The following is a 25,968-nucleotide window of genomic DNA, read 5'->3' on the forward strand; positions in this document are numbered from 1 at the left end:
TTATCCAGTTCGATCACTTAAGAATTCAACTTAGCTCGAAAGTCCAATTCCAATTCACCTTGATGCTTGTTTCCACCAACCACAAGCTCTCTATAAACCAGCGGGCAATTGTACTACGCCTTTTTCATTGCTAAAGATATTGATTTTTTATCATTATATAAAGACTTTTAACGAAATGCAAGGGCGAACCTCGAAATGTATTTCTCGATATGATAGGAAGGTGCGCATTGGTAATGAAAAAAGCGGCTTCACCAGTAAAAAGAACATACAATGAAGCAGGGGAGGACGAAAACGCCCTTCATTGCCGATGAAGATCAAAGTGGAGTTGAGAACCGACGAAAATGCACTTCACCAGGGCGATGAAGATCAAAGTGAAGCAGAGGAGCGATGAAAACGCCCTTCATCAGGGCGATGAAGATCAAAGTGAAGCCGAGAGACGTAGGAAATACCCTTCATCGGGGCGATGAAAATCAAAGTGAAGCCGAGAGACGTAGGAAATGCCCTTCATCGGTGTGATGAAGATCAAAGTGAAGCAAAGGAACGACGGAAACGCACTTCATCGGTGTAATGAAGATCAAAATGAAGCAGAGGAGCGACGAAAACGCCCTTAATCAGGATGATGAAGATCAAAATGAAGCCGAGAACCGTCGGAAATGTACTTCATCTTGTCTATAAAAAACATATCAAGATAGAAAGCAACCAAAATTATATGAAGTAGGCCCATTGATGGACACCTACCATTTTGTAGTTGCTTGCAAGTAGCCTTCTAATCCTTTGCTTAGAAGTCACAATTTGGCACCAATCATGAATGATATTGGTAGTAATCTTCACATCAGGAAAGAGAACCTCAAACTCTTTTACGGTTCGTAATACTGCCGTTTGTAAGGATTCCATAAACCCACAATCATTACAAACGCATTCTCTCTTCACAACATATACAGAAAATGAGTGGCATCTGAAACAAGTAATCCCTTTCCGTAATCGATCATAATCGTAGAAAGTTATTTGTGTATATGGGGAATCTGTTTTACTTATATCTGTCAGTTGATCAGCCAGTTTTTTATGTTTATCCGTTAATTTAGAAGTGATGGAGTTTAATTGTTTCATGTACTCATTAATCTGGGTGGGAAAAATCATCGGTTTATCTAAAGGGGCCTGGTATAAGGTGAAGGAGGGATTGATAAAAACACAAGCACCCTCTATTTGAAGGTTTGATCCAAGTCGGAGGAGCAATTGGCGTAGTAAGGATTCACTTCTACTCAACTGGTGTAGTGGATTTATAACTTCCAAACTTGGCTTCTTATAAAGTTTATCCGCTTCGTAAAAATAATCTCCTTGATAGTTTTTCACTTCAAAAAAGTATATTTTTTCTGGTGAAATAATAAGGGAATCAATTTGAAAGGTAGTGCTATTTACTTCAAATAATTAATCATTTAACACCAGGCATTCTCCATGGAGTTTTTCTGTTAGTCTGTCAAACATGAGTTCTCTCTCGTAGCCTCTTTGTAAATTGAAATAGTGCTGCTTACCTTTGCTGGACAAATTCATTCGCTTGTTTAATAAAGTAAGGATGATTAATTCCTTTGACTTCGTACGGGATTTAAAAATCAAGCATGTCCACCTCACCTTAAGGAAATCGTATTTCTGTTTATTATAAAGGGTCTATATTCGTTGTAAAATAGTTGTTCCGCCAATTAAGAGGCTGTGTTTTGTCCAAAAATGAAGTAAAAGACAGGGGAAAATAAAGAAGCGGATGCACATACCCGCTTCTTTATAAAATATTATATTCATAAAATTACCAACAGAGTACAGCCCTAACCTGCATAAAACCAAGCTAGCAGGAAAAGCATCAAAATCAGTAAACCGATACCCTGAAAGCACGCTGCTTTGACAAAGGAAATGCTTACTTTTTCAGAAGGTACCGTATCATTATCTGAAAGATAATCTCTCCGCTTGAAGCTCCGTTCGAAGGATTTCCTGAAACCATAAACGACGCCATCAAAAAAACCGCCATGGACAATCCATAAAAATATCCCGACAAACAGCCAGCATGCTCCGAAATAAAAAAGGATATTGATCAGATGTTCCAGTTGCAGTGCAGGAGCGGCAATCAGGAAAAAAGCAAGGCCGACTGCAAGGTTTATGCCAAGCAGCGCCCATTTATTTTGAAGGACTTTCATACATACACCAACTTTTCCATAGATATGAAGTATTATAGCATGATTGGACAAACGGTAAAATAATTCGTGATGGAGGAAATTGCAGACCGAAAATAGGGGATGAATAATTAGCACCTTGATATGGTTTCGTAAAAACAAGCAATGACTGACAATAAACTAGTCCAAAAGAACTATTTTGTGTAACTAGAATGCAATGTTTGCGGGGTTTGATAAAATTTTTGTAAAAAAAATGATGCAAAATTGTATGAAAACTTGTATAATTCAAATTGTGGATCAAACATCCGCGCAAATATTTAGAAAATTTAATCTAAGGGGAGGTCATTTACTTCATGAGAAAGGCAAATTGGCTATTGCTTGCAATGGCACTACTATTGAGTGTTTTCCTTGCAGCTTGTTCCGGCGGATCCAGTTCCGAAGGCGACAGCAGCGGTGAAGACACAGGATCAACGGAAGAAGGTACCGATGAAGGTACTTCAGAAGAAGGCGGAGAGGCGAGCGGCGAACAGGTGCTTAACCTGCTTGACACTTCACAAATTCCGACAATGGATTCTTCGCTAGCAACTGATGCAGTTGCATTCCAATACTTAGGCTCTACTATGGAAGGTCTTTACCGTCTAGGTGAAAATGCTGAACCGGTACCAGGTATTGCTGAAGGAGAACCAGAAGTAAGTGAAGACGGCTTGACTTGGAACATAAAATTACGTGAAGATGCAGTATGGTCCAATGGTGACCCGGTCACTGCCCACGATTTCGTATTCGCTTGGAGACGTGCTATCGATCCGGAAACAGGATCTGAATACGGCCCGTTCATGATGAACGACGTACTTAAAAACGCTACTGCCATCAACAATGGTGAAAAAGACCTTGAAGAGCTTGGCGTTGAAGCAGTCAGCGACTATGAACTGAAAATCACTTTGGAAAAAGCTGTACCATATTTCCACAGCTTGCTTACATTCGGTACTTACCTGCCGCTAAACGAAGACTTTGTAACAGAACAAGGCGACGACTACGCGCTAACTTCTGATAACTTGATTTACAACGGCCCATTCGTACTTGAAGATTGGGATCCGAAAGCAAACGAGTCATGGACAATGAAAAAGAACCCAGATTATTGGGATGCTGAAACTGTCCAGCTGGAAGAAATCAATGTAAATGTTGTAAAAGAAACAAGTACTGCGGTTAACTTATATGAAACGGGTGAAACAGACCGTGCTAGTTTGACTGCTGAATTCGTGGAACAATATGCAGGAACAGAAGATTACCGTACAATGCCTGAACCTACTTTGTTCTACTTGAAAATGAACCAGGCAAATGAATACCTTGCAAACCAAAACATCCGTAAGGCGATTGCGATGGCAATCAACAAACAGGATTTGGTCGATGTAATCCTTGCTAACGGATCAATTCCGGCTAACTTTGCAGTACCAGTTGATTTCACTACACATCCTGAATCTGGGGAAGATTTCCGTGATATCAATGGTGATTTGCTTACCACAGACAAAGAACAAGCGAAAGAATTGTGGCAAAAAGGTCTTGATGAGCTGGGTGTAGATTCTATCGAACTAGGCTATCTTGGCGGTGACACCGAAACTGCTACGGAAATGGACGCTTACATCAAGAACCAGCTTGAAGAAACGCTTGAAGGTTTGACTGTCAACATTTCTTCCGTACCATTTGAAGAGCGTCTTGCGAGAGATGAAGCTTCTGACTATGACATCCAAAATTCCGGCTGGGGTCCTGACTATCTTGACCCAAGTACATGGTTGAACATGTGGACTTCTGACAGCCCATATATGACAATGAACTATAACAACGAAGAATACGATGCATTGATCAAAGAAGCAAATAACGAATTATTAACAGATCTACCTGCACGTTATGACAACTTCCTTGAAGCAGAAAAAGTGCTGATGGATGATGCGGCAATCGCTCCTTTGTACCAGCGTTCCCGTGCATATCTGTGGAGACCATCTGTTAAAGGTGTTATTTTCAATCCAATGGGGGCAGACTTCTCATATAAGTGGGCTTATATCGAAGAATAAACTTGATAACTTTGAGATGATGTAATACCTCTTTGGTAGAGGAGAGGAGAGTGTACTGCCAGCTACTTGCCGGCGTATACTCTCTTTTTCAGTTTAACCAGATTGTTTGAATTATTAGAAGATTAAATATAATAGATTTAAATATAATAGATTAGGAGGGATAGGGATGGTTAGATATATACTGCAACGACTTGGCTATATGCTGCTTACGTTGTTTTTGATTGCTACATTTTCGTTCTTTCTCATGAAAATGCTGCCAGGCTCACCGATGAAAGCAGAGCAAAAGCTTTCCGAAGCACAGTTGGAAATCCTTTATGAAAAATATGACTTAAATGACCCAGTACCTGTACAATATATCAATTATTTAGGCAAACTTGTTCAAGGAGATTTAGGTGTATCATTCCAGATGAATAACCAGCCGGTAACTGCTTTGCTAGCTAACAGAATACCTGTTTCGGCACATTTAGGTTTCCAGGCGATGATTCTTGGAACCATTCTCGGTATGCTGCTCGGATTGGTGGCCGCTGTTCGAAATAACAGCTGGATCGATTATACATCAAACGTCATTTCGGTAATAGGAATATCGATTCCATCGTTTATTTTTGCCGGCTTACTTCAATACTTTGTCGGTGTCAAGCTAGGTCTTTTGCCAATCGCTTTCTGGGAAGGCTTCCAGCATACGATTATGCCGACAATAGCTTTGGCGATTTTTCCGCTCGCAATAGCGGCGCGTTTCCTGCGTACAGAGATGATCGAAGTACTTGGTTCAGATTACATTGTAACCGCACGGGCGAAAGGTGTTACAAAGGGTGGCATTATGTTCAAGCACGGCCTGCGTAATGCATTGATTCCTTTGGTAACTGTAATGGGACCGATGGCAGTCAGCCTTATGACAGGTACATTGGTTATCGAAAAGATTTTCTCGATTCCTGGTATTGGAGAACAATTTGTCACTTCGGTAACGACTGACGACTTTCCGGTTATTATGGGTACAACCCTTTTCTTCGCCTTCTTCTTCATCTTGATAATACTTGTAATCGATATACTGTACGGCATCATTGATCCGCGTATTCGATTAGCTGGAGGTAAAGATTGATGGACAAAGAAAAGTTAAATAAAGATCTGTTTGTACCTGCTAAGCCTGATGAAAATGAAAGTGAACAAATCCAGCGCCCTAACTTGACTTATTGGCAGGATGCCTGGAGACGTTTGAAAACGAACAAAGGGGCGATATTCGGACTGGTCGTGATCGTTTTGATTGGCATCATGTCCATAATCGGGCCCCACTTTAACGAAGATGGGGTAGATGACCAGGATTTAGGCTTGTCTAAGCTGCCTCCTCGTGTGCAAGGATTGGAATCTATTCAATGGCTGCGGCTCGATGGAACAAAATCGGAAACCTATGAAGCTGCCAGCGTCGATGCAGCCAAAGAACGGATGCGTCAGCGTTTTACCCAGACGGATGATGAATTCATTACTTATGATGTGAAACGTGAAGGCGATGGTAGTAAGGACTCTGCTAAAGTAACTGGCTACTATCATATTTATGAAGCAAAAGGAATTCAGGATGAGTATTTTTGGTTTGGTACCGATACATTGGGGCGTGACCTATTTACACGTACCTGGTATGGAACAAGGATTTCCTTGTTGATTGCGTTTGTTGCTGCGGCAATCGATATGCTGATTGGTGTAGCATATGGCGGTATTTCCGGCTACTTTGGTGGCAGGACAGATAACGTTATGCAGCGTATCATCGAGATACTTGTCGGCATTCCGAACCTTGTTGTGGTTATTCTGATGATCATGATACTCGACCCTGGTATAATTGCGATAATTATCGCGTTAACGATAACGGGCTGGACTGGAATGGCGAGAATTGTCAGGGGACAAGTACTCAAGTTGAAGGGTCAGGAGTTTGTATTGGCTTCTCGGACATTGGGATCCTCGCATCCTAGAATATTGTCGAAGCATCTGATTCCCAATACCATGGGGATGATCATTGTAAACACAATGTTCACCATCCCTAACGCCATTTTCTTTGAAGCGTTCTTGAGCTTTATCGGTTTGGGATTGCAGCCGCCGGATGCGTCGCTTGGTACATTGATCAACGATGGATTCAAAGCGTTGCAAATCAACCCGCATATCATGATTTTCCCTGCGATCGTCATTTCATTGATTATGATCGGATTTAATATTTTGGCAGACGGACTGCGTGATGCGTTAGATCCGAAGATGCGTGAATAGGAGGCATGTGCTGACATGGAGAATATTTTAGAAGTAAATGACTTACACATCTCCTTTGATACGTACGGCGGAGAAGTAAAAGCGGTACGCGGTGTTACCTTTGACTTAAAAAAAGGAGAAACATTAGCGATAGTGGGGGAATCTGGTTCTGGTAAATCTGTGACCACGAGAGCACTAGCGAGATTGATTCCCTCACCGCCGGGCCGGATAAAACAAGGAGAAATATTGTTTGATGGCAAAGACTTGGCAAAACTGAAAGAAAAAGAGATGCAGGAAATCCGCGGGAAAGACATTTCAACCATTTTCCAGGATCCGATGACATCTTTAAACCCGACGATGAAAATCGGAAATCAAATCATGGAAGGACTTATCAAGCACCAAAAAATGAGCCGTACACAGGCGAAAAGCCGTGCGGTCGAACTGCTGGAGCTTGTGGGACTTCCAAATCCGACGGAGAGAATCAACCAGTATCCGCACCAATTTTCAGGCGGGCAGCGTCAGCGGGTTGTCATTGCTATTGCGTTGGCATGTAATCCGAAAATCTTGATTGCCGACGAACCGACTACAGCATTGGATGTAACGATCCAGGCACAAATTTTAGAGTTGATGAAGGATATTCAAAAGAAAACAGAAAGCTCGATTATCTTTATCACCCATGATTTAGGAGTGGTGGCGAACGTCGCTGATCGTGTTGCCGTAATGTATGCCGGCAAAATCGTGGAAATCGGAACAGTAGATGAAATCTTCTATAATCCGAAACACCCATATACATGGGGATTGTTAGGATCGATGCCGACGCTTGACAATACAGAGGATAGCCTTATCGCTATTCCAGGTTCGCCTCCGGATATGCTGAAGCCGCCAAAAGGGGATGCTTTCGCTCCTCGGAACGAATATGCATTGGAAATTGATAAGGAAATGGAACCGCCGATGTTCAAGGTATCCGATACCCACTATGCGGCGACCTGGCTCTTGCATGAATATGCTCCGGACATTGAGCCTCCAGAGGCAGTTAAACGCCGTATGAAGGGATTTGCCCAGACAGGAGCCGGCGATTCGAAGGAAGGTGAACGGCCGTGACCGTGACTCAGGAAAAGTTATTGGAAGTAAGCAACTTAAAGCAATACTTTAAAACTGGCAGGCACAGTGTTGTAAAAGCAATAGACGGTATTTCTTTTGATATATATAAAGGAGAAACATTTGGCCTTGTTGGTGAATCGGGCTGCGGTAAATCAACAACCGGCCGTACGATCATTCGTTTGTATGATGCAACGGATGGAAATGTGAAGTTTAATGGTGAAGATGTACATGGTAAGAAAAACAGCCAGGATTTGAAAAAGTTCAACCAGAAAATGCAAATGATTTTCCAAGATCCATATGCTTCTTTAAATCCGCGTATGACTGTCATGGATATCATTGCAGAAGGACTGGATGTTCACGGCCTATCCAAAAGCCCGCAGGCACGTAAACAGCGGGTGGAAGAACTACTGGAAAGAGTCGGACTGAACAAAGAACACGCCAACCGTTATCCGCATGAATTTAGCGGTGGACAGCGGCAGCGTATTGGTATCGCCAGAGCTCTGGCAGTCGACCCTGAATTTATCATTGCCGACGAACCAATCTCTGCGCTTGATGTGTCCATCCAGGCGCAAGTTGTAAACCTGTTGAAAGAACTGCAAGAGGATCACGGATTAACCTATCTATTTATCGCACACGATTTGTCCATGGTAAAATATATCAGTGACCGCATTGGGGTTATGTATTTCGGAAAACTCGTGGAACTTGCAGACAGTGATGAACTGTACAAAAATCCTTTACACCCTTACACGAAATCACTGCTTTCGGCAATACCACTGCCAGACCCTGATTACGAAAGAAACCGCCAGCGTGTTGATTATGATCCAAGCCAGCATGATACCAGTGAAGAGCCGGAATTCCGGGAAATCACACCAGGCCATTGGGTATCATGTACCACAAAAGAATTTGAAGCATACAAGCAAGAGTTAAATAAAAATTGAAAATAGCAGATTCGTGATAAAATAAAAGGAAGGGCTTGACTTATTATAGGCCCTTCTTCAAAAAATCATCAGCATTTTTACCGTTATGCTGATGATTTTTTGTTTGTTTTATGCTTGCCATGTAGTGTCAGAGAATGGCAGTCACTTTCCATTTATTCTGCTGCTGTCTATTCGATCTCAGCATTCGAACATACCGTTTTCAATGGACATTTCACTGTTTCACACTTTAGACGAAAGGGTAATAAAATACGATAGTCAAAAATAGTAAAATAACGACAAAAACAGCAATTTCGGGTTCCAACATCCCCTATATTTCTTTTATAATAGAAGTACGCCTTAATACATAAAATAGGAGATTGATAGCGATGGGGAAACGACAACTGAAGACAATGATTTTTGCCATGCTCCTGCTGATGCTCGTATCCGTCCCAAAGGTAGACGCTGCGGAGGAAACGAAAACCATGAAAACACACCATAGGAGCATGAGTGGTGTCGAAACATATAAAGTTCCCGAACGGATTTCACGATTCTCCTATAACTCAGGCTTGAATTTTGAGTATCCTGATCATGTCAGGGGAATTTATGTAACCGGTAATTCAGCAGGTGGAGAGCGGTTTGACCGATTAATCAAGCTGATTAATGACACAGAGCTGAATAGTATGGTAATCGATGTGAAAGAGGATCACGGCAATGTAACCTTCAAATTTGAGGAAGACTCTCCATATGCAGACGTGGGAACTAATTATATCCGAAGCCCGGAAAAGATGCTCAAACGTCTGGAGGAAGAAGGGATTTATCCAATTGCCAGAATCGTGGTATTTAAGGATCCTGTACTGGCAAAAGAACGTCCGGATTTATCTTTTACCCAAAACGGAGAGGTTTGGGTAAATGGCAAGGGAGAAGCGTTTGTGAGCCCGTTTCAAAAAGAAGTATGGGACTATAACATTGAGTTGGCAAAACAGGTAGCGGAAATGGGCTTTCAGGAAATACAGTTTGATTATGTCCGCTTCCCGGAGGGTTTTGAGACCAGGGCCGAAGAATTGGAGTATGATCAGGGAGATTATGCTGATTTGGAAATGAATGGTGTCAAAAAACGAGTGAAAGCAGTTACGGATTTCGTTTCCCATGCCAAGGAAGAATTATCCGATTATGATGTCGATGTGTCCGTCGATATCTTTGGTTATTCTGCCACGATTGAAGAAGCGCCTGGAATTGGACAAAACTTCTCTAAAATAGCTGACAATGTGGATGTAATTTCTTCTATGATTTATCCGAGCCATTGGACATCTTATTTTGGCATTGATAATCCGGATGAGGAACCATACAAATTAGTTACCGAATATGCCAAAGTGGAAAACGAGGTATTGGGAAGCTTGGAAGACCCTCCGGTTTCACGGCCATGGATTCAGGATTTTGAAGCGCCATGGTTGTATAGCGGTAAAACGAAACAATATGGCAAAGACGAAGTCGAAGCACAAATAAAAGCTCTAAATGAGAATGGCATCCATGAATTTCTCATTTGGAATTCTGGAAACAGTTATACAGAAAATGTTGATTATACACCATTAGATGAATAAACAAACACTGCCGGTATTTCCGGCAGTGTTTGTTTATTCGAAGTACAAACGCATGATTAGAAAATCAGTCATCGGGAAAAACTAACTGGAGCCTGTGAGAAGATTTAACAATTGAAGGATATTCCGTTATAATAAAAAGGACTACAAATACAAGGAGTAGATCAATGAACTGGTACGAAAAGCTAAACAAGTATTTTCCCGTAGAAGAGATGAAGTCTCAAAAGCATATGGAAATGCTGTTAAAGGAAAAAGGCGACGTCTATTATAAAGACGAGGGACCCCATCATGTGCTTATGTACGCAGAGTTCAAATCGTTCATCTTTATCGATTATGTATATGTATCTGCAGCATCTCGAGGTCAAGGACTGGGACATCAATTAATCGAAAAGCTGAAAGCCAGGAACAAACCGATTATCCTGGAAGTGGAACCGGTTGATTACGAAGACAGCGACACGGAAAAACGGTTGAAATTTTACCAGCGAGAGGGATTTGTTCATGCACAGTCGATCGGCTACAATCGGCGGAGCCTTGCGACGAATGAAGACACTCCGATGGAAATTTTATATTGGAGTCCGGATAATCAGGATGAAGAAGAAATATATAAACAAATGAAAAAAATGTACGAAGACATTCACACTTATAAAGACGAAGAAATTTACGGAAAGTCCTACCAACCTGTTGATGAAGTACTGACGTATGATGATGATCGAGAAGCTGATGACATTTTTGATGCCTTAAAACAATCTGAAGGCGTGTGATCATTTCGAAAGCTGCCCTTTGTCACGGGTGGCTTTCTTCTATTACACATTTATTTTACGTCCTCTAAAAAGATGCTTATTGTTTTGACCAGAGGACGAAAATGAGATCTTGAAAAAATAAAAAAAAGTTTTTTAAAAAAAGGTTTAACGTAAAGGAAGCCGGGGTACTTTAAATATAAGTTTACTTCATTTTGTGACAACTTTTAAGAAGATGGCAAATTAATTCAAGAAATTGCATAAAAACCTACCTTCATATTGACAAGTATAGTATACTATACATAGAAGAGTTATTTAAAGTAATTTTAATTTAATATCTTCTTCAAATCATAAAATGACGATAAATAATCTGCGTTATGAGGAGTGAAGTTTCCATGGTAACACTTTATACCTCACCAAGTTGTACATCTTGCCGTAAAGCAAAAGCATGGTTAGAAGAGCATGATATACCATTCAGTGAGCGAAATATCTTCTCGGAAACCTTGACGCTTGATGAAATCAAGGAAATTTTGAGAATGACAGAAGATGGCACCGATGAAATAATTTCTACAAGGTCTAAAGTTTTTCAAAAACTAGATATGAATCTTGATCAACTTCCAATGAAAGACCTCTTTAACTTAATTCAAGAAAATCCTGGTCTTCTTCGCCGCCCAATCATTCTTGATGAGAAAAGATTGCAGGTAGGCTATAATGAAGATGAAATTCGCAGATTCTTACCTAGAACTGTCCGTACTTTCCAATTGCGGGAAGCGCAAAGAATGGTTAACTAATATAGCATAGAGGCGCGGGTCTTTTTAAAGGACCTGCGTTTTTTCTATTTCTAGAGGTTGAAAGGGTGAAGCGTCCTGATCGCCAACCCAGCAATAAAAAAGAAAACCTCACGTGACTTTTGGCCTCGGCATCGGTTTTGTCTGTCTTAACGGATCGGCAAACTGTGCTGAGGCGAAATAATGACTACCAAATTTTTCAGTAAATTCACCAGGTATAAAGGGATGACATTTTGCCATAAATAAGCTAAAATAAATATTTATAGACTGGTATTCTAAGGTGCCGGTTTGTATTTATTTAAAAAGATTAATCTTTGTTTTTTTAGAAAATATAGGCTTTTATATTTTCAAAAACAATTTTTTTATCATAAAATAAAGATAAGAAGCTGTTGCTTATATTTGAGGGTTGATGGAAACTCGTAACGGGTATGGATTTATAGGATTACAAATAGGTGAAGTTTTTCTCTTCCACCTAATAATAAGTAGAAGGGAGAGAGAAGAAAGTGGAAATCGAACGAATCAATGAAAATACAGTCAAATTCTACATTTCTTATATGGATATTGAAGATAGAGGGTTCGACCGCGAAGAAATTTGGTATAACCGAGAGCGGAGCGAGCAGCTTTTTTGGCAAGTAATGGACGAAGTCAACTACAAGGAAGATGATTTCAATGTTGATGGTCCACTTTGGATTCAAGTACAGGCACTTGATAAAGGATTGGAGATTGTTGTGACAAAAGCACAATTATCCAAGGACGGTCAAAACCTTGAATTACCAACGGAAAATGGCAAAACAATCGATATGCCGGTTGATGAGAAAATCGAATCCATGCTGGATGAAAAGTATGGCAGTTCCGATGAGGCTGGTCATGAGACCAATCATCATTCCGATGATGATGAGGAGGGTAATTTGTCGTTCGTGGTTAGCTTTAAAGATTTTGAAGATATCATTCAACTAAGCCATTATTTTACTGAAACAGAAGGATTGACGGATCGTCTGTACCATTTTGAGGATCAGTACTTGTTATATTTAGAATTTGAAGAAAACTATATGACGGACGATGAGCAAGAAGATATTTTAAGTCAGCTGCTTGAATTCGGCCATGAATCCACGATTACCATCCATCGATTGGAGGAGTATGGCAAGCCAATATTTGCTGAGCATGCTCTTTCACAAATTAAGCAATATTTTCCTGCTAAGTAAGCAAAGCATTCGACAAAAGTCGGATGCTTTATTTTTTTGTATCTTTTCTTAAGTCATCCAGACAGGAATTGTTCATCAAGCGACGAATCCTTTTATATAAAGGCTGTTTTCTAAAAGATTGTTTCTTGCCTGCGTTGTTTGGACTGCGTGCAAACGAACCGCTTCGTCAGCATTCTTTACTTTTCGAGAACACGATCTCAGTCAAATAGTCGCAAGTTTCCATCAGCAGGGAAAAGTTTGAAAGAGCAAGAAAGTCTGCGAAAAGAGCCTTTATTAAAAAAAAGGAGGGATAGATAATTATGCTGCAAGCTTGTAATCAGGATGGCGTGCCGGTCATCCTGGCTAACTTTAAGCGTTCGTTTGTGGAGAGAATGCGTACAAAACAAAGGTTTTACTGTCCGGTATGCGGCGAGAGGGTAATTGTTAAAGCAGGCAGGACAATGATTGCACACTTTTCTCATTCCCCGAATAGTTCTTGCGCTGTTGTTAGAGGAGAAGGTGAGTACCATGAACGGGGCAAGTTGCATTTATTTCAATGGCTTAAAAATCAGGGACTGAATGTTACGCTTGAAAAGTATTTGCCGGAAATCCGCAGAAGACCGGATATTTTGCTTCGCCTCGGCAGGAAAGTGATCGCTTTGGAATACCAATGTGCAGCATTAGACAGAGAAGAATTATATAAGCGAACGGAGGATTATCGCAAACTTGCTATCGAACCTTTATGGATACTTGGTGGAAATCGCTTAAAGCGAACAGGCGCCAGAAAAATGCGGTTAACATCAATGGATCAGTCTTTTTTAACTCGTTATAATCAAAGTGATTCTCTGCTAATGAACTTTTATTGTCCAAATACTTATCAATTCTGTCTGTTCCGACAGATCCAATCTGCAGGAAACGGCCAATTTTATGGAGACTTGCATTTTCTTCCACGGAGGCACACCCGCTTCCTCCTTTTATTACAAGATAGGAAACCATTTCAACCATTTTTATTGGAGAGTTGGCTGCAAGAAAAGCAGAAGTTTCGAACAAAACCACCATCAAAATGGACAGGCCGCCTTCATCAGTCGTGGCGTCAATGGCTCTACCAAAAAGGTTACCACCAGAGTCTGCTGCCGAGTTATGTTTATCTTCCAGTTTTCGGTCAGTATAGAATGAAAACCCCGCCGTGGGATTGGCAAAGCAGGCTGTGCCTCGAATATCTAAAAGGTTTACCCCTCCATCGTACCGTCTCCCTAGCCCCCTGTTATCGTCTATTAAAGACGGAAATCAAACCCTCATCCGAATTTCCACTTATAAGCAGTCCGCACGATCCTATCCGCGAGTATTTAAAGTTGTTAGAATCACTGCAAATGGTATCCTTCGAGAATGAACACCAATTGAAAAAACAAACCCCGATTACTTTTCCTGAAAATGTGGAACAAGCCCTAAGTGATGATAGAAAGATTATCGAGGCCCTGCAAAAGCAATACTGATTTTCTCGAGCATCAACTCGCATGATTGAGCAGTAAGAACGATATAATAGAAAAGAGCTCTCCTTTTACAGGAAGGAATTTGCGGGATATACCGAGAATTGGGAAATGGATAGCTGAAAAAATTATCAAGGAGGAATAGATGTTGGCACAAGCGAACAAAGAACTGCAAAGCCGTGAACAAGTACCGTTAGAACGAACATGGAGACTGGAAGATATCTTTGTCATAGATGAAGAATGGGAAAAAGAATTTGAAGCGTTGAAAAGCAAGCTGCCGGAATTCAAACAATACCAGGGAAAGGTAAATGAATCGGCAGATACGCTTTATAACCTTTTAAAACTACAAGATAATGTGTCCGAGCGTTTGGGCAAACTTTATACATACGCTCATATGAGATACGACCAGGACACAACCAATTCACTATACCAGGCGTTGAATGCCAAAGCGGAAAATCTTCTTACACAGGCTTCGAGCGCGATGAGCTTCATTGTACCGGAGATTTTGTCGTTAGACGAAGAAAAGCTGAAGACGTTTATTGAAGAAAATCAAGAATTGAAACAGTATGAACATACCTTGAATGAAATAAACAGACAACGTCCGCATGTTTTATCAGAAAAGGAAGAGGAACTGCTAGCGGAGGTTTCCGAGGTTACCGATAATCCGTCTCAGACCTTTGGGATGTTAAACAATGCCGATTTAACTTTTCCATCGATCAAAGATGAGGAAGGAAATGAAGTCGACCTGACGCATGGACGATATATCAACTTTTTGGAGTCCGACGATCCACGTGTGCGAAAAGATGCTTTCAAGGCGATGTATGAAACATTCGGCAGCTTTAAAAATACCTTTGCTTCTACTTTGAGCGGAGCTGTCAAAAAGAATAATTTTTACGCAAAAATACGCAAATACGATTCTGCCCGCCAGGCAGCGTTGGATAACAACAATATCCCGGAAGAGGTCTATGATAACCTGGTCAGTGCGGTCAATGAACGGCTACCGCTTCTGCACCGCTATGTAGAGCTGCGCAAGCGTGTTCTCAAGCTTGATGAGCTGCATATGTATGATCTTTATACACCGCTGGTAAAGGATATCTCGATGAAAATATCGTTTGAAGAAGCTCAAGAAACGGTGCTGAATGGATTGGCACCAATCGGAGAGGAGTATGTAAATACCATCCGGGAAGGGTATAAAGATCGCTGGATAGATGTAGATGAAAACAAAGGAAAGCGCAGCGGGGCATACTCTTCTGGAGCTTACGGGACAAATCCATACATTTTGTTAAATTGGCAGGACAACTTGAACAATCTGTTCACGCTTGCTCATGAGCTGGGTCATTCCATGCACAGCTACTATTCAAGAAAAAATCAACCATTCCGTTATGGAAACTATTCCATTTTCGTCGCTGAAGTGGCATCTACTTGCAATGAAGCTCTTATGAATGAGTACCTTATCCAGAACACCGAAGATGAAAAGGAAAAACTGTTTTTGCTGAACCACTTCCTTGAAGGCTTCCGCGGTACAGTTTTCCGTCAGACTATGTTCGCTGAATTCGAGCATGACATCCATACCCATATGCAAAATGGGGAAGCTTTAACCGCGGATAAATTGACTGAGATGTATTATGAATTAAATAAGAAGTATTTTGGTGATGAACTGGTGATTGATGAAGAAATCGGCCTGGAATGGGCAAGAATTCCTCATTTCTATTACAATTATTACGTGTATCAGTATGCGACCGGTTACGCCGCTGCGACTTCGTTGGCGGCGCAAATATTGAAAGAAGAACAGCCTGCTGTCGATCGGTATTTAGAATTTCTAAAGGCAGGGAGCAGTGATTATCCAATTGAAGTGTTGAAAAAAGCGGGTGTCGACATGACGTCGAAGAAACCGATCTTAGACGCACTGCGGGTGTTTGAAGATAAGCTTTCGGAAATGGAATCTTTGTTGGATAAAGTGGAATAAAAACAGAGCAGACACCTGTTTTAAATAAGGTGTCTGCTCTGTTTCACCACCTGCGGCTTCTCATCCTGGAAAACCCCTTGAAGGCATGTCTGTACACGAAAGAGAAAATGGTGAGATATATCGTGATGAATAAAAGAGGTAACGTGAAGTACAAGGGTAAAAGCCTCATAAAACCGAGTAAGTTGAGGAAGAATGCAGCGACAGTTGCCAGCAAAAAGATAAAAGGCAGTAAGCCTTGCATGCCTTGGCCTCCCTTTAAAAGTTGTTAAGAAAATTGTATGCATGCTGTTATCTTGATAGAAGTATGACAGTTTTGTGAATACATGAGCAAAACTGTTGCTTCCTTTTTTTATTCTTGATATATTTTACTTGTGAGATAATTAACAAACAATACCCCTTTGTTTGACTTAACTTTCTCCCATCCCCCTTTGTCTATAGAACATAGACAAAAGGAAGGATATACTCTGTATATCCTTCCTTTTTTTATGTTTCATAAAAGATAGAAACTGTGCAATAACTGTAATGGGAAGTTCCATTGCCTATTCAAAAAGAGTGTCAACCAACGCTTCGGTAGCATACTCCGCTTTCCGCGGGCACGGCTTCAGCTAACCTGGTAAAGAAAACCGCTTTACCAAGTGGATCTTCAGCTCACCAGCCGCCCGCGGAAAGCGCAGGGTATTTCCGCAGCGCCGAAAACACCCACTCAGCGAATATAGGAGGGTTAGGAAGACGCATTCAACCTATTTCGCAGTATCTATCAATTGCGCTGTGTTATAAAAAACACCCCGGCAAATTATCGGGGTGTCATAAACGTCCTTTTGTGAACAAGAGGGGGGAATCAGCCTTTAACGTGGCGGTAAAAGGTTCCATACTTCACTGGAACTTTTTCCACCATTTGTTTTAACTGAAGTTTTTTCATTTCTTTTTCTGTTTTTTCTTTAGACCAGTCATAGACAACGGAAATTTCTTTGTTGCCGACAAAACCGTAATAGGAAATAAATTCTTCCAACTCCGGTTTTTTGGCCGGAGGCGGATCCATTTGCAACATTTGCTTTAATACCTTTACGTAAATGTCATAAGGGTATAACCCCGAGACTTTCAAGCCGCCTTCTTCCTCGGATTCATTAAAGAATACCATGGTGGGGATGTATTCGACTTCCATCTCTTGTGTTAACTTCAAGTCACATTGCAGTGCTTTTTTTGCAGAATTAGAATACAGGTCCTGTGTGAACTCTTGTACATCAAGGTTCACCTCTCTGGCACACTCAATCAAGGCTGTCTCATCCGAAATATCCCGTTTATTCAAGAACAGTTTTTCTTGTACTTTACGCAAGAAGTTTCTGCCCGCTTTTTTTCCTTGTAGCTCGGCCGCTTTGATTGCAATGGATGCAAGCCATGGCAGATTGACGGGGTTCTCCAGCCATAAATCACCGTCACAGCTCATCCCGGTACGGGAGGCTGTCCGTTCCCATATTTCCTTTAATTTTTTTGGTTTATCAAATTTATCTTTATTCAACACGGTAAGATGCCCGCTCAGAATCGGACGAATGGTGAAAAACCTGCCATATTCAATGGAGAGCTTTTTCAAGCTTGGTTCCAAAGACCAGCATTCCGGACATAAAGGATCTACGAAGACATAGATTTCAACCGGTTTTTTCAACAAATCGAAAAAGCCATACTGCGCCGAGTTTCTTGTGTCTGCACTACTAGTTGGCCCAGTTGGTTTCCAGCTCACAACGATTCTCCTTTCTCATCCTCAGGTGTATTCATCATATGCGATGCTGTCATTGTCAATCGTTCAAAAATGGCACTTCGATAGGGCTCTTCCACTTCGGCTTCTGCTAAGGCTTGTTCCATGCACTCGAGCCAGGCGTCACGTCTGGTCGGGGTGATCGGAAACGGCAAATGTCGTCTCCGAAGCATGGGATGCCCGTGTTCTTCCGTATATAAAGCTGGGCCACCGAACAGCTGCGTAAGAAACTGTGTTTGTTTTCTGGCGGTTTCTGTTAAATCATCTGGAAAAATCGGTATTAATGCCGGATGTTTTGCCACCCGTTTATAAAAGGCTTGAACGAGTTCTTCTATTTTTTCCCTGCCGCCTATGGCTTCATACAGGGTAACGGAATCAGTCATGTTTCATTTCCTCTCCAACTTTGCAAGAAAGTCACTTTTAAGCTTTCCCCAACCGTATATTTTCAATTTCCGGATGTACGAAAACAAGCTTAACAAGATTTTTCCTTATTGTAACAATTGCCGGTTATATTGGGCAACTTATCTGTTTTACATGGAGTCGTAGAACCTTTTAATTTTGTTCGGGGTCTGTTTTTTGCTAATTTCCAGGCGATCAAGAAGTTCATCGAATACTTGCTGGCCATGCTGCCGTTCTTTTGCCTCCACTTCCAATTCATAATCGGTATACCCGTTATAAGTGCTATGGTCCAATACTACTATGGTTTCTTTGAATTCTGTTTCGATTCTTCGGGTACTCAGAGCGCCGCCATAAGCCAGTGCCGCAAAGTCAATTCCGAGCTGGTTAAGTTGGGTTGCAACCTGTGGTTTTGGTATGATGTCTCCATTAATCCACGAAGCTGCTTCTTGTTCTGTCAGTGTATCGTGTGTTTCCAGTAGCCCTTCTGGATGAGGTTCCTTCAACGTCAATTGCCATTCCCCGTTTTTTTCACGTATGCGCAGTGCAGCTCCTTGCTGCTTCAATTCAAATCCAGGAGTTTCAAAATAATGATTCGTATGACTTAATGCCCCTGCTTCTTCTACTTCTAAAAATTCACACAGACGATCATATTCTGTTTTAGTCAGCAGGTTTTTAAATTCTATTTCTATTTCCTGTGCCATTCTCATTCCTCCTGTTCCATCATTCCTTGTATCTCATTATGGTGGAAATAAACCACCAATTGCAAAAGAAGTCTCTTTGGAAAATTCCGTTAAGCCATATGTCTAAATGGTAAACCAGCAGGAATTTTATGATACAATTAAGGTTGACGAAACCAGGAGTATCAGCAAGCAAGATGATCGAAGGTGGTGCGTGACAAGTGAATTGGGAAGCTTTTCTTGCTCCGTATGTGCAAGTTGTAGAGGAATTAAAGGTAAAACTAAAGGGGATGCGGGCCCAATTTGAATTTGAATCCCGGCATTCGCCGATTGAATTCATTACTGGAAGGGTAAAACCCGTACCAAGCATCTTGGAAAAAGTACATCGAAAAGACACGGATTTGCCTCGTTTGGAAGAGGAAATACAGGACATCGCCGGTGTCAGGGTGGTATGCCAATTCGTAGATGATATATATACCATTATCGATATGCTTCGAAGCAGGAATGATTTTTCCATAATCGAGGAGAAGGATTATATATCTTCCAAAAAAGATAGTGGTTACCGTTCTTACCATATGATCATTCGGTATCCGGTGGAGACAATTCATGGAGAAAAAATGGTCATGGCTGAAATCCAAATACGTACACTGGCTATGAATTTCTGGGCGACAAATGAGCATTCATTAAATTATAAATATGACGGGCAAATACCTGCAGATATTAAAGCGCGTCTTCAGGGCGCTGCCGAAGCAGCATTCAAACTGGACGAGGAAATGGCCAAGATAAAAGACGAAGTCCAGGAAGCACAGCGAATTTTCCATAAAAACAAAAGCAGTCGCTAAAAGGAGGGCGAGAGCCGATATGAAATTTGCAATTACATCAAAAGGGGATACTAAATCTGAAGAATTGAAAGCGACGATTAAGCAATATTTGGTTGATTTTGAACTGGTCTACGATGAAGAGGAACCAGACCTCGTAGTTTCTGTTGGTGGTGATGGGACATTTCTGGAAGCATTTCATACATATATCAACCGCTTGGACAAAACGGCATTTATTGGGATTCATACTGGTCATCTGGGCTTTTATGCTGATTGGGTTCCGGATGAGGTGGAAAAACTGATTATCGAAATCGCCAAAAATCCATTTCAAGTGGTGGAATACCCATTATTGGAAGTCACGATTTGCCCTAAAGAAGGAGGAAAAACGGACCGCTTCTTGGCGTTGAATGAATGCTCCATTAAAACAGCTGAAGGTTCGGTTGTATTGGATGTGGAAATAAAAGGGGAACACTTTGAAACATTCCGTGGGGATGGTCTGTGTATTTCCACCCCGTCCGGGAGTACGGCTTACAATAAAGCATTGGGTGGCGGCATCATCCATCCATCATTGGAGTCGATTCAAATAACCGAAATGGCATCGATCAACAACCGGGTGTTCCGGACGATCGGCTCGCCACTTATCCTGCCAAAGCACCATGCCTGCGATTTTCGGCCGATTTATGACAAAAGTTTTTTGATTACAATCGACCATATTACCAAAACGTACGCAAATGTCGAACGGATTATTTGCAAAGTAGCGGATGAGAAAATAAGATTTGCCCGATTCCGTTCGTTCCCGTTTTGGAAAAGAGTGCATGATTCGTTTGTTGCAGATGAAAGATAAATTAATGGTGAAAAGGTGAGATGCTTGAATTGGAAAATTACAGCCGAGCATGAAGGCATGCTTATTAAAGAATATCTACAACAAATTCAAGGCTTTTCACGGCGGATATTGCGTTCAGTAAAGTTCGGCGGAGGAGCGATTTTGAAAAACGGACAGCCTGTAACTGTCCGGCATGAACTGGCTGCAGGCGATGTACTGGCGGTTGTATTTCCGCCGGAAAAGCGGGGCAGTCACTTGATAGGGGAGGACATCCCGCTTGACATCGTTTACGAGGATGAAGATATCCTTGTCTTGAACAAGCCAGCAGGGGTTGTCACGATTCCATCCATGCTGCATCCAACCGGGACAATTGCCAACGCGCTGATCGGTTACTATGAACGTCTGGGCCTTACCTATACGGTTCATGTTGTGACACGGCTGGACAGGGATACATCGGGATTGCTGTTGGTGGCGAAACATCGGTTCAGCCATTCTTTGCTGTTTGAAAAACAAAAGGCTGGAAGCGTGAATCGCAGTTATTATGCGCTGGTAGAGGGAGAACTTGAAACGGAGAGTGCAACGATCGACGCTCCGATTGCCAAAAAAGAGACTTCGATGATCGAACGGGAAGTAGTTGCTGAAGGAAAGCGAGCCGTCACCCATTACCAGGTGATCCGGCACACGGCCGGAGGCAGCCTGGTCAATGTCCGACTGGAAACGGGAAGAACCCATCAAATCCGTGTACACTTTGCCCATATCGGGCATCCCTTGATGGGAGATGATTTGTATGGCGGCCATGAAGATAAAATCGAAAGGCAGGCTCTTCATTGTAAGACGCTTGCCTTCCAGCACCCGGCAACGGGAGAACGCCTTGAATTTTCTGCTCCCATGCCTGAAGATATGAAAAAACTTTTAGACGAATAATATATGCTTGGAACAAAGACAGTGGCCAAAACAAAACCAGACGGTGCTTCGAAATGCTCTGCATCCGAACTCGTTTGGTTTTTCTTATTTGCTGTATCGCATTTTTGATGCCTGTTATTAGCGGATTTGATATAAACTGCGACGTAACTGTAATGGGAAATTCCAATGCCTATTAAAAAAGGTTGTAAACCACCGCTTCGGTAGCATACTTCGCTTTCCGCGGGCACGGCTTCAGCTAACTTGGTAAAGAAAAACGCTTTGCCAAGTGGATCTTCAGCTCGCGCTTTTCCAGCAGGAGTCTGCGTATGCTACCTACGCTAAGAGGCATGCTGAATATCGCAAGCGTAGAAACTTTTTCTTAGAGACTCAACAAGCTATCTTACAAACAGTTGTCAGGAAATATGTACTTCTTTTCATAAAAAGACAGTCGGGGTTCCGTCTTTTCTCCTTCTCTTGGACTTTCTGCTTGTTTTCCCGCAGCGCCGCACCGCACTTCACTCAATAAAAGTAGGTTAGAAAGGCACATTCAAGTTATGTCGTAGTCTATATTTTGTGTAAAAGCAACTATCCTTGTAGAAAATAGCCTTTAGGTCCCCGCTCTGTATCAATCAAATGATCGGAATTTTTCTTCCATGAATGGCTGTTGTGAGGGTACGGACACGGTTTTTTCCTCAGGGAGCCTGAATGCGGTCAGCTTATTTCCGAACACGCATCCGGTATCAATGTTGATCGTACGGTTAACGATCCTCGGTTCACGGACGGGCGTATGCCCATAAACAATCCAATCATTCCCCTGGTACTGCTGAGCCCAATCGCGTCTGACAGGCCGTCCGTCTTCATGCGTTTCGCCCGTAATATCCCCGTATAGGACAAAGGTCTTTACTTTTTCACCTGATTTACCGATTAAATTCTGGCGAATGCCGGCGTGAGCAACGACAGCATGTGCTTCAGGCAACAGCAAATAAAGCGGGGCAGCTTCATATAAATCCATGAAGTGGTGTCGGACCAACTTTTGTTGTTTACTGTCCAATGCTTTATATTCGGCAACGGTTGTTTCCAGGCCATGTTGTTGTTTCACGTTATTTCCCAAAAAATAGCGGTAAAGCTTGTTGCAATGGTTTCCTGGTACATATTTTGCCGCTTTCTTAACGCGCACCATTTCATAAACCAGCTTGACCACCGAAACAGAGTCTGGCCCACGGTCGGTCAAATCCCCGATAAACACTGGAACTCTTCCATCCGGATGCACAGGAATGCCTTTTTTCATATAGTAGCCGAGCTCTTCAAATAAGTGTTGCAATTCTTCATAGCAGCCGTGGATATCACCGATGATGTCCAATTTCACGATTGATCTCTCCTGTTTCAAATTTTCCACCACCAACAAAAAAGGGGGAAGCTATCTTCTAGCATTCCACCCCGATGGTTAATCAAACATATATTGTTTTGTCCGCGATCGGATATTCAAGGCAAGCCCGATGGCAATCATATAGGTGAGCGTCGAGCTTCCTCCATAGCTAAGGAACGGGAGCGGAAGACCGGTAATCGGAAGGAGCTGGACCGACATTCCGATGTTTTGGAAAATTTGAAAAGCAAACATACCGATTAAACCGGTGATAATAAAGCTGCCATATTCATCATTGCTTTGCAGGGCAATATATATCAGCCGATAAATCAGTAAAAACAACAAGGTGATAACAATACTAGCACCTACGAAGCCGTATTGTTCCGCTATGGCGGTAAATATCATATCGGTTTGTCTTTCCGGTACATCTACTTCAAAATCCCGCATCCCTTTACCGGTTAGCTGTCCGGATGCTATTGCAAGCATCGCTTTTTTTAGCTGATAACCTGATTCCGCATATTTTTCAGGATCAAGCCAGCCGTAGAAACGGCTCTCCACGTGCTTGAAGACACTTTCTTCCAAAGTTGTCCCCACCGTATCGGGGAACATTAGGGACAGACCGATTGCCGCCCCGATAATCATAAGCCCAAGCAGTGTTACTGCCGACAGGACACGCCAGCGGATGCCGGATACGAGTACCATACAGGCGACAATCGCAGCCAGCACAAGAAAGCCGCCTAAATCAGGCTGGACGGCAATAAAATCTTTGCTATCAACCATAGGTCGCTTTTATTGGTGCGCGTTTTGAATTTTTCATTATGGCTGACCAAAACATGTGCTAACGCGATGACTAGAAACACTTTGAAAAATTCCGCCGGCTGGATGGTCCCTATTCCAGAGAATATAAACCAACTGGTCGCGTTATTGGCGGTATGGATGATTTGCGGCGGAAAATGGAAGAACAGCATCAACATCAACAGGGTGACCATACCTGCTCCATATAAATACCAGGAAATATGGCGGAAGCGGTCGTAATCAATCCACATAATCCCACCGACCACTAGACCGCCTGCAACGTACCAGGCTATCTGTTTTAGAAAATAGTTATCCTGCGCTTCACTGCCCAAATAAGGATGGACAGAATATAGTGTGAAACAGCTGACGATTCCAAGCAAAAGCACGATAAATATTAATGTATAATCGATTGAAGAATTGTTGTTAGAATTCATAAGGTTCCTTTCTTTCCTGACTATTAACAGAGTTAAACAGTCAACCATTTTACATCCGGCCCATAGATTTTGTTTAATATATTGAAACAATCAGGTCTTTCTTGTACATTAAGATGAGGTTTTCTGCCTTATCGAGAAGAAAGGCAATCGCTTTATGCAAAAAAGTATCTGTTATGGATTTTTTTCGATAAAATATAGAATAAATTACTTTCTTGTTTATGGAAAGTAAAAAGAAGTCAAAGTCATACATAGTTCAGCTTACATCATATTGTTAATAATTTTAAGCGTTGTTTTGGTTCTTCTAACAAAAAATACAAAAACTACAACGTAAGTTCACGTTTCTGTCGTTGACAAAAAGTCAGCCGGCACTTACGATAATACTTTCTAGAAGTAAGGGGGATTGTATGGATGGAGCATTTAGATGAACAAGAAAGAGAGCAATATTGGGAAAAAATCCAGGATGCCTTGTTCAATCAGCAAATCGACCAGTTTCGGGCAGAGTTTCTCGAACTGCATCCTTACGATCAGGCGAAAATCTTCGAAACACAATCGGAGCAGGTCCGCCAACAGATTTATTCCTATCTGGCATCTGAAGAAATAGCAGATGTAATGGAAAATATTGATATAGAAGATATCGAGCCATTCTTTACTGAAATGACAACCGCTTTTGCGGCGAATGTCCTTGCGGAAATGTCCACGGATGACGCGGTGGATATACTGAACCAGCTCGATAAAAACAAGGTAGCAAGCTATTTGACGATCATGGAAAAAGAAGCTGCCGAAGAAATTAAACAGCTGTTGCATTACGAAGAAAAGACGGCAGGAAGTATTATGACGACAGAGTTCGTTGTGCTGAATGCCAACCAGACCATCAAAGAAGCAATGAAGCATTTGCGTAAGGAAGCGCCAGATGCGGAAACGATTTACTATACCTATGTAATTGACAATCAAAAACGGCTTGTCGGTGTCCTGTCGCTTCGTGACTTGATTATCGCAGAAGGAGATTGGCTCATTTCCGATGTCATGAGCGAACGGGTTGTTTCTGTGCCTGTCGGTGAAGACCAGGAGGATATCGCGAAAATGATGCGTGATTATGATTTCCTGGCGCTCCCTGTAGTCGATTTTCAAGATCACTTGCTTGGAATTATCACAGTTGACGATATTATGGATGTCATGCAGGAAGAGGCTAGCGACGACTACTCCAAACTGGCCGGTATTTCGGACGTAGACAGTCCGGATGACAGTGCGATTGCATCAGCGAAAAAACGTCTTCCTTGGTTGATCATCCTGCTGTTTCTAGGTCTCTTGACTGCAAGTCTTATCGGTCGATTTGAAGATACACTCGACCAGGTTGCCATCCTGGCGATATTCATCCCCTTGATTGGCGGTATGGCAGGGAATACAGGGACACAGGCATTGGCAGTCGCCGTTAGAGGAATTGCAACTGGAGAATTTGAAAAACAAGGCAAGTGGAAAATGATTGCCCGTGAGGCGGGAACCGGACTGATTACTGGTTTATGCTGCGGGACAGTTATAACCCTGGTGGTTTATATCTGGCAGGGGGATATTTTTCTCGGCTTATTAGTCGGCATTTCTATCATGGCCACGCTGATTGTGGCCACCATCGCTGGTTCTTTGATTCCGATCATGATGCACCGGCTCAATATTGATCCAGCAGTAGCTTCCGGGCCATTTATCACGACAATTAACGATATCATCTCAGTCTTGATATATTTTGGAATGGCTACAGCATTTATGAACTTACTAATACATGGATAGGAGGTTGTGA

At 42.0% G+C, this 25,968-nt stretch carries 21 protein-coding genes, 2 pseudogenes and 1 other annotated feature (1 of these 24 running past the window's edge); of the genes and pseudogenes, 15 read left to right on the top strand and 8 right to left on the bottom strand.

Going from position 1 to position 25,968, the window contains the following annotated elements; all coding sequences use genetic code 11:
- Nucleotides 1–137, bottom strand: a binding site (T-box leader) (it extends 44 nt beyond the left edge of the window).
- Between the two features lie 568 nt (nt 138–705).
- Both ERJ70_RS04890 and ERJ70_RS04895 read right to left on the bottom strand, forming a co-directional pair.
- A pseudogene (locus ERJ70_RS04890) lies at nt 706–1,398 on the bottom strand (nuclease-related domain-containing protein); the annotation flags it as partial.
- A 416-nt stretch (nt 1,399–1,814) separates the two neighbouring features.
- Nucleotides 1,815–2,180 (bottom strand): DUF3899 domain-containing protein, encoded by a 366-nt coding sequence (locus tag ERJ70_RS04895; protein ID WP_209367567.1) that lies wholly within the window; start codon nt 2,178–2,180, stop codon nt 1,815–1,817.
- A 329-nt stretch (nt 2,181–2,509) separates the two neighbouring features.
- On the opposite strand from ERJ70_RS04895, the gene ERJ70_RS04900 reads away from it, so the two are divergent.
- The 11 genes from ERJ70_RS04900 (at nt 2,510) to pepF (ending at nt 16,217) form a co-directional block, all read left to right on the top strand.
- Nucleotides 2,510–4,222: a peptide ABC transporter substrate-binding protein gene (locus ERJ70_RS04900; RefSeq protein ID WP_209367569.1), complete on the top strand. Its 1,713-nt coding sequence runs from the start codon at nt 2,510–2,512 to the stop codon at nt 4,220–4,222.
- Between the two features lie 166 nt (nt 4,223–4,388).
- Nucleotides 4,389–5,318: an oligopeptide ABC transporter permease gene (opp3b, locus tag ERJ70_RS04905; protein ID WP_209367571.1), complete on the top strand. Its 930-nt coding sequence runs from the start codon at nt 4,389–4,391 to the stop codon at nt 5,316–5,318.
- Nucleotides 5,318–6,466, top strand: coding sequence for an oligopeptide ABC transporter permease (opp3C, locus tag ERJ70_RS04910; RefSeq protein ID WP_209367573.1), 1,149 nt, complete (start codon nt 5,318–5,320; stop codon nt 6,464–6,466). Before opp3b ends, opp3C begins: the two co-directional genes overlap by 1 nt.
- 15 nt (nt 6,467–6,481) lie before the next feature.
- On the top strand, nt 6,482–7,546 hold the full coding sequence (locus tag ERJ70_RS04915) for an ABC transporter ATP-binding protein (protein WP_209367575.1): 1,065 nt from the start codon (nt 6,482–6,484) through the stop codon (nt 7,544–7,546).
- 2 nt (nt 7,547–7,548) lie between these two features.
- Nucleotides 7,549–8,484 (top strand): ABC transporter ATP-binding protein, encoded by a 936-nt coding sequence (oppF, locus tag ERJ70_RS04920; protein ID WP_209369142.1) that lies wholly within the window; start codon nt 7,549–7,551, stop codon nt 8,482–8,484.
- 365 nt (nt 8,485–8,849) lie between these two features.
- Entirely contained in the window at nt 8,850–10,061 is a 1,212-nt protein-coding gene (locus tag ERJ70_RS04925) for a putative glycoside hydrolase (protein WP_209367577.1), read from the top strand.
- 164 nt (nt 10,062–10,225) lie between these two features.
- Nucleotides 10,226–10,819: a GNAT family N-acetyltransferase gene (locus tag ERJ70_RS04930; RefSeq protein WP_209367579.1), complete on the top strand. Its 594-nt coding sequence runs from the start codon at nt 10,226–10,228 to the stop codon at nt 10,817–10,819.
- A gap of 371 nt (nt 10,820–11,190) precedes the next feature.
- Nucleotides 11,191–11,586: a transcriptional regulator SpxA gene (gene spxA, locus ERJ70_RS04935; protein WP_026571105.1), complete on the top strand. Its 396-nt coding sequence runs from the start codon at nt 11,191–11,193 to the stop codon at nt 11,584–11,586.
- Nucleotides 11,587–12,086: 500 nt separating this feature from the next.
- Nucleotides 12,087–12,785: an adaptor protein MecA gene (gene mecA, locus ERJ70_RS04940; protein WP_209367581.1), complete on the top strand. Its 699-nt coding sequence runs from the start codon at nt 12,087–12,089 to the stop codon at nt 12,783–12,785.
- A gap of 299 nt (nt 12,786–13,084) precedes the next feature.
- On the top strand, nt 13,085–14,257 hold the full coding sequence (locus ERJ70_RS04945) for a competence protein CoiA (RefSeq protein ID WP_209367583.1): 1,173 nt from the start codon (nt 13,085–13,087) through the stop codon (nt 14,255–14,257).
- Nucleotides 14,258–14,396: 139 nt separating this feature from the next.
- On the top strand, nt 14,397–16,217 hold the full coding sequence (pepF, locus tag ERJ70_RS04950) for an oligoendopeptidase F (protein WP_209367585.1): 1,821 nt from the start codon (nt 14,397–14,399) through the stop codon (nt 16,215–16,217).
- A gap of 43 nt (nt 16,218–16,260) precedes the next feature.
- Here the strand turns inward: pepF and ERJ70_RS20265 are convergent, their stop codons facing one another.
- The 4 genes from ERJ70_RS20265 to ERJ70_RS04965 form a co-directional block, all read right to left on the bottom strand.
- Nucleotides 16,261–16,458 carry a hypothetical protein gene (locus ERJ70_RS20265; protein ID WP_074598083.1) on the bottom strand — a complete coding sequence of 66 codons (198 nt, stop codon included), beginning with the start codon at nt 16,456–16,458 and terminating at the stop codon, nt 16,261–16,263.
- A 597-nt stretch (nt 16,459–17,055) separates the two neighbouring features.
- Nucleotides 17,056–17,952, bottom strand: a complete 897-nt coding sequence (locus ERJ70_RS04955) for a ClpXP adapter SpxH family protein (RefSeq protein WP_209367587.1) — start codon at nt 17,950–17,952, stop codon at nt 17,056–17,058.
- Nucleotides 17,949–18,350, bottom strand: a complete 402-nt coding sequence (locus ERJ70_RS04960) for a globin domain-containing protein (protein ID WP_209367588.1) — start codon at nt 18,348–18,350, stop codon at nt 17,949–17,951. The genes ERJ70_RS04955 and ERJ70_RS04960 overlap by 4 nt, the downstream gene beginning before the upstream one ends.
- 147 nt (nt 18,351–18,497) lie before the next feature.
- The gene (locus tag ERJ70_RS04965) at nt 18,498–19,067 is read right to left on the bottom strand and encodes a CYTH domain-containing protein (protein ID WP_209367590.1); all 570 of its coding nucleotides are present in this window, start codon (nt 19,065–19,067) and stop codon (nt 18,498–18,500) included.
- Nucleotides 19,068–19,264: 197 nt separating this feature from the next.
- On the opposite strand from ERJ70_RS04965, the gene yjbM reads away from it, so the two are divergent.
- Genes yjbM through ERJ70_RS04980 form a run of 3 tightly spaced genes read left to right on the top strand, consistent with a single transcriptional unit; the run spans nt 19,265 to nt 21,608 of the window.
- Complete coding sequence (gene yjbM, locus ERJ70_RS04970) at nt 19,265–19,885, top strand: GTP diphosphokinase (RefSeq protein WP_245208119.1); 621 nt, start codon at nt 19,265–19,267, stop codon at nt 19,883–19,885.
- A gap of 19 nt (nt 19,886–19,904) precedes the next feature.
- The gene (locus ERJ70_RS04975; protein WP_209367592.1) at nt 19,905–20,705 is read left to right on the top strand and encodes an NAD kinase; all 801 of its coding nucleotides are present in this window, start codon (nt 19,905–19,907) and stop codon (nt 20,703–20,705) included.
- 15 nt (nt 20,706–20,720) lie between these two features.
- Nucleotides 20,721–21,608 (top strand): RluA family pseudouridine synthase, encoded by an 888-nt coding sequence (locus ERJ70_RS04980; RefSeq protein ID WP_309507334.1) that lies wholly within the window; start codon nt 20,721–20,723, stop codon nt 21,606–21,608.
- A 604-nt stretch (nt 21,609–22,212) separates the two neighbouring features.
- Here the strand turns inward: ERJ70_RS04980 and prpE are convergent.
- Both prpE and ERJ70_RS04990 read right to left on the bottom strand, forming a co-directional pair.
- Nucleotides 22,213–22,953 (bottom strand): bis(5'-nucleosyl)-tetraphosphatase PrpE, encoded by a 741-nt coding sequence (gene prpE, locus ERJ70_RS04985; protein ID WP_209367594.1) that lies wholly within the window; start codon nt 22,951–22,953, stop codon nt 22,213–22,215.
- 78 nt (nt 22,954–23,031) lie between these two features.
- Nucleotides 23,032–24,227, bottom strand: a pseudogene (locus ERJ70_RS04990) (FtsW/RodA/SpoVE family cell cycle protein).
- A gap of 360 nt (nt 24,228–24,587) precedes the next feature.
- Between ERJ70_RS04990 and mgtE the strand changes: the two are divergent.
- Nucleotides 24,588–25,958: a magnesium transporter gene (gene mgtE, locus ERJ70_RS04995; RefSeq protein WP_209367596.1), complete on the top strand. Its 1,371-nt coding sequence runs from the start codon at nt 24,588–24,590 to the stop codon at nt 25,956–25,958.
- Nucleotides 25,959–25,968: the final 10 nt, after the last annotated feature.

The sequence above is a fragment of the Sediminibacillus dalangtanensis genome (assembly GCF_017792025.1).
GTDB lineage: Bacteria > Bacillota > Bacilli > Bacillales > Amphibacillaceae > Sediminibacillus > Sediminibacillus dalangtanensis.

What these genes read in the sequence shown, in the direction of transcription:
- ERJ70_RS04895 (WP_209367567.1), bottom strand. Translation starts at nt 2,180, where the DNA reads ATGAAAGTCCTTCAAAATAAATGGGCGCTGCTTGGCATAAACCTTGCA.
- ERJ70_RS04900 (WP_209367569.1), top strand. Translation starts at nt 2,510, where the DNA reads ATGAGAAAGGCAAATTGGCTATTGCTTGCAATGGCACTACTATTGAGT.
- opp3b (WP_209367571.1), top strand. Translation starts at nt 4,389, where the DNA reads ATGGTTAGATATATACTGCAACGACTTGGCTATATGCTGCTTACGTTG.
- opp3C (WP_209367573.1), top strand. Translation starts at nt 5,318, where the DNA reads ATGGACAAAGAAAAGTTAAATAAAGATCTGTTTGTACCTGCTAAGCCT.
- ERJ70_RS04915 (WP_209367575.1), top strand. Translation starts at nt 6,482, where the DNA reads ATGGAGAATATTTTAGAAGTAAATGACTTACACATCTCCTTTGATACG.
- ERJ70_RS04925 (WP_209367577.1), top strand. Translation starts at nt 8,850, where the DNA reads ATGGGGAAACGACAACTGAAGACAATGATTTTTGCCATGCTCCTGCTG.
- ERJ70_RS04930 (WP_209367579.1), top strand. Translation starts at nt 10,226, where the DNA reads ATGAACTGGTACGAAAAGCTAAACAAGTATTTTCCCGTAGAAGAGATG.
- spxA (WP_026571105.1), top strand. Translation starts at nt 11,191, where the DNA reads ATGGTAACACTTTATACCTCACCAAGTTGTACATCTTGCCGTAAAGCA.
- ERJ70_RS04945 (WP_209367583.1), top strand. Translation starts at nt 13,085, where the DNA reads ATGCTGCAAGCTTGTAATCAGGATGGCGTGCCGGTCATCCTGGCTAAC.
- pepF (WP_209367585.1), top strand. Translation starts at nt 14,397, where the DNA reads ATGTTGGCACAAGCGAACAAAGAACTGCAAAGCCGTGAACAAGTACCG.
- ERJ70_RS20265 (WP_074598083.1), bottom strand. Translation starts at nt 16,458, where the DNA reads ATGCAAGGCTTACTGCCTTTTATCTTTTTGCTGGCAACTGTCGCTGCA.
- ERJ70_RS04960 (WP_209367588.1), bottom strand. Translation starts at nt 18,350, where the DNA reads ATGACTGATTCCGTTACCCTGTATGAAGCCATAGGCGGCAGGGAAAAA.
- ERJ70_RS04965 (WP_209367590.1), bottom strand. Translation starts at nt 19,067, where the DNA reads ATGGCACAGGAAATAGAAATAGAATTTAAAAACCTGCTGACTAAAACA.
- ERJ70_RS04975 (WP_209367592.1), top strand. Translation starts at nt 19,905, where the DNA reads ATGAAATTTGCAATTACATCAAAAGGGGATACTAAATCTGAAGAATTG.
- mgtE (WP_209367596.1), top strand. Translation starts at nt 24,588, where the DNA reads ATGGAGCATTTAGATGAACAAGAAAGAGAGCAATATTGGGAAAAAATC.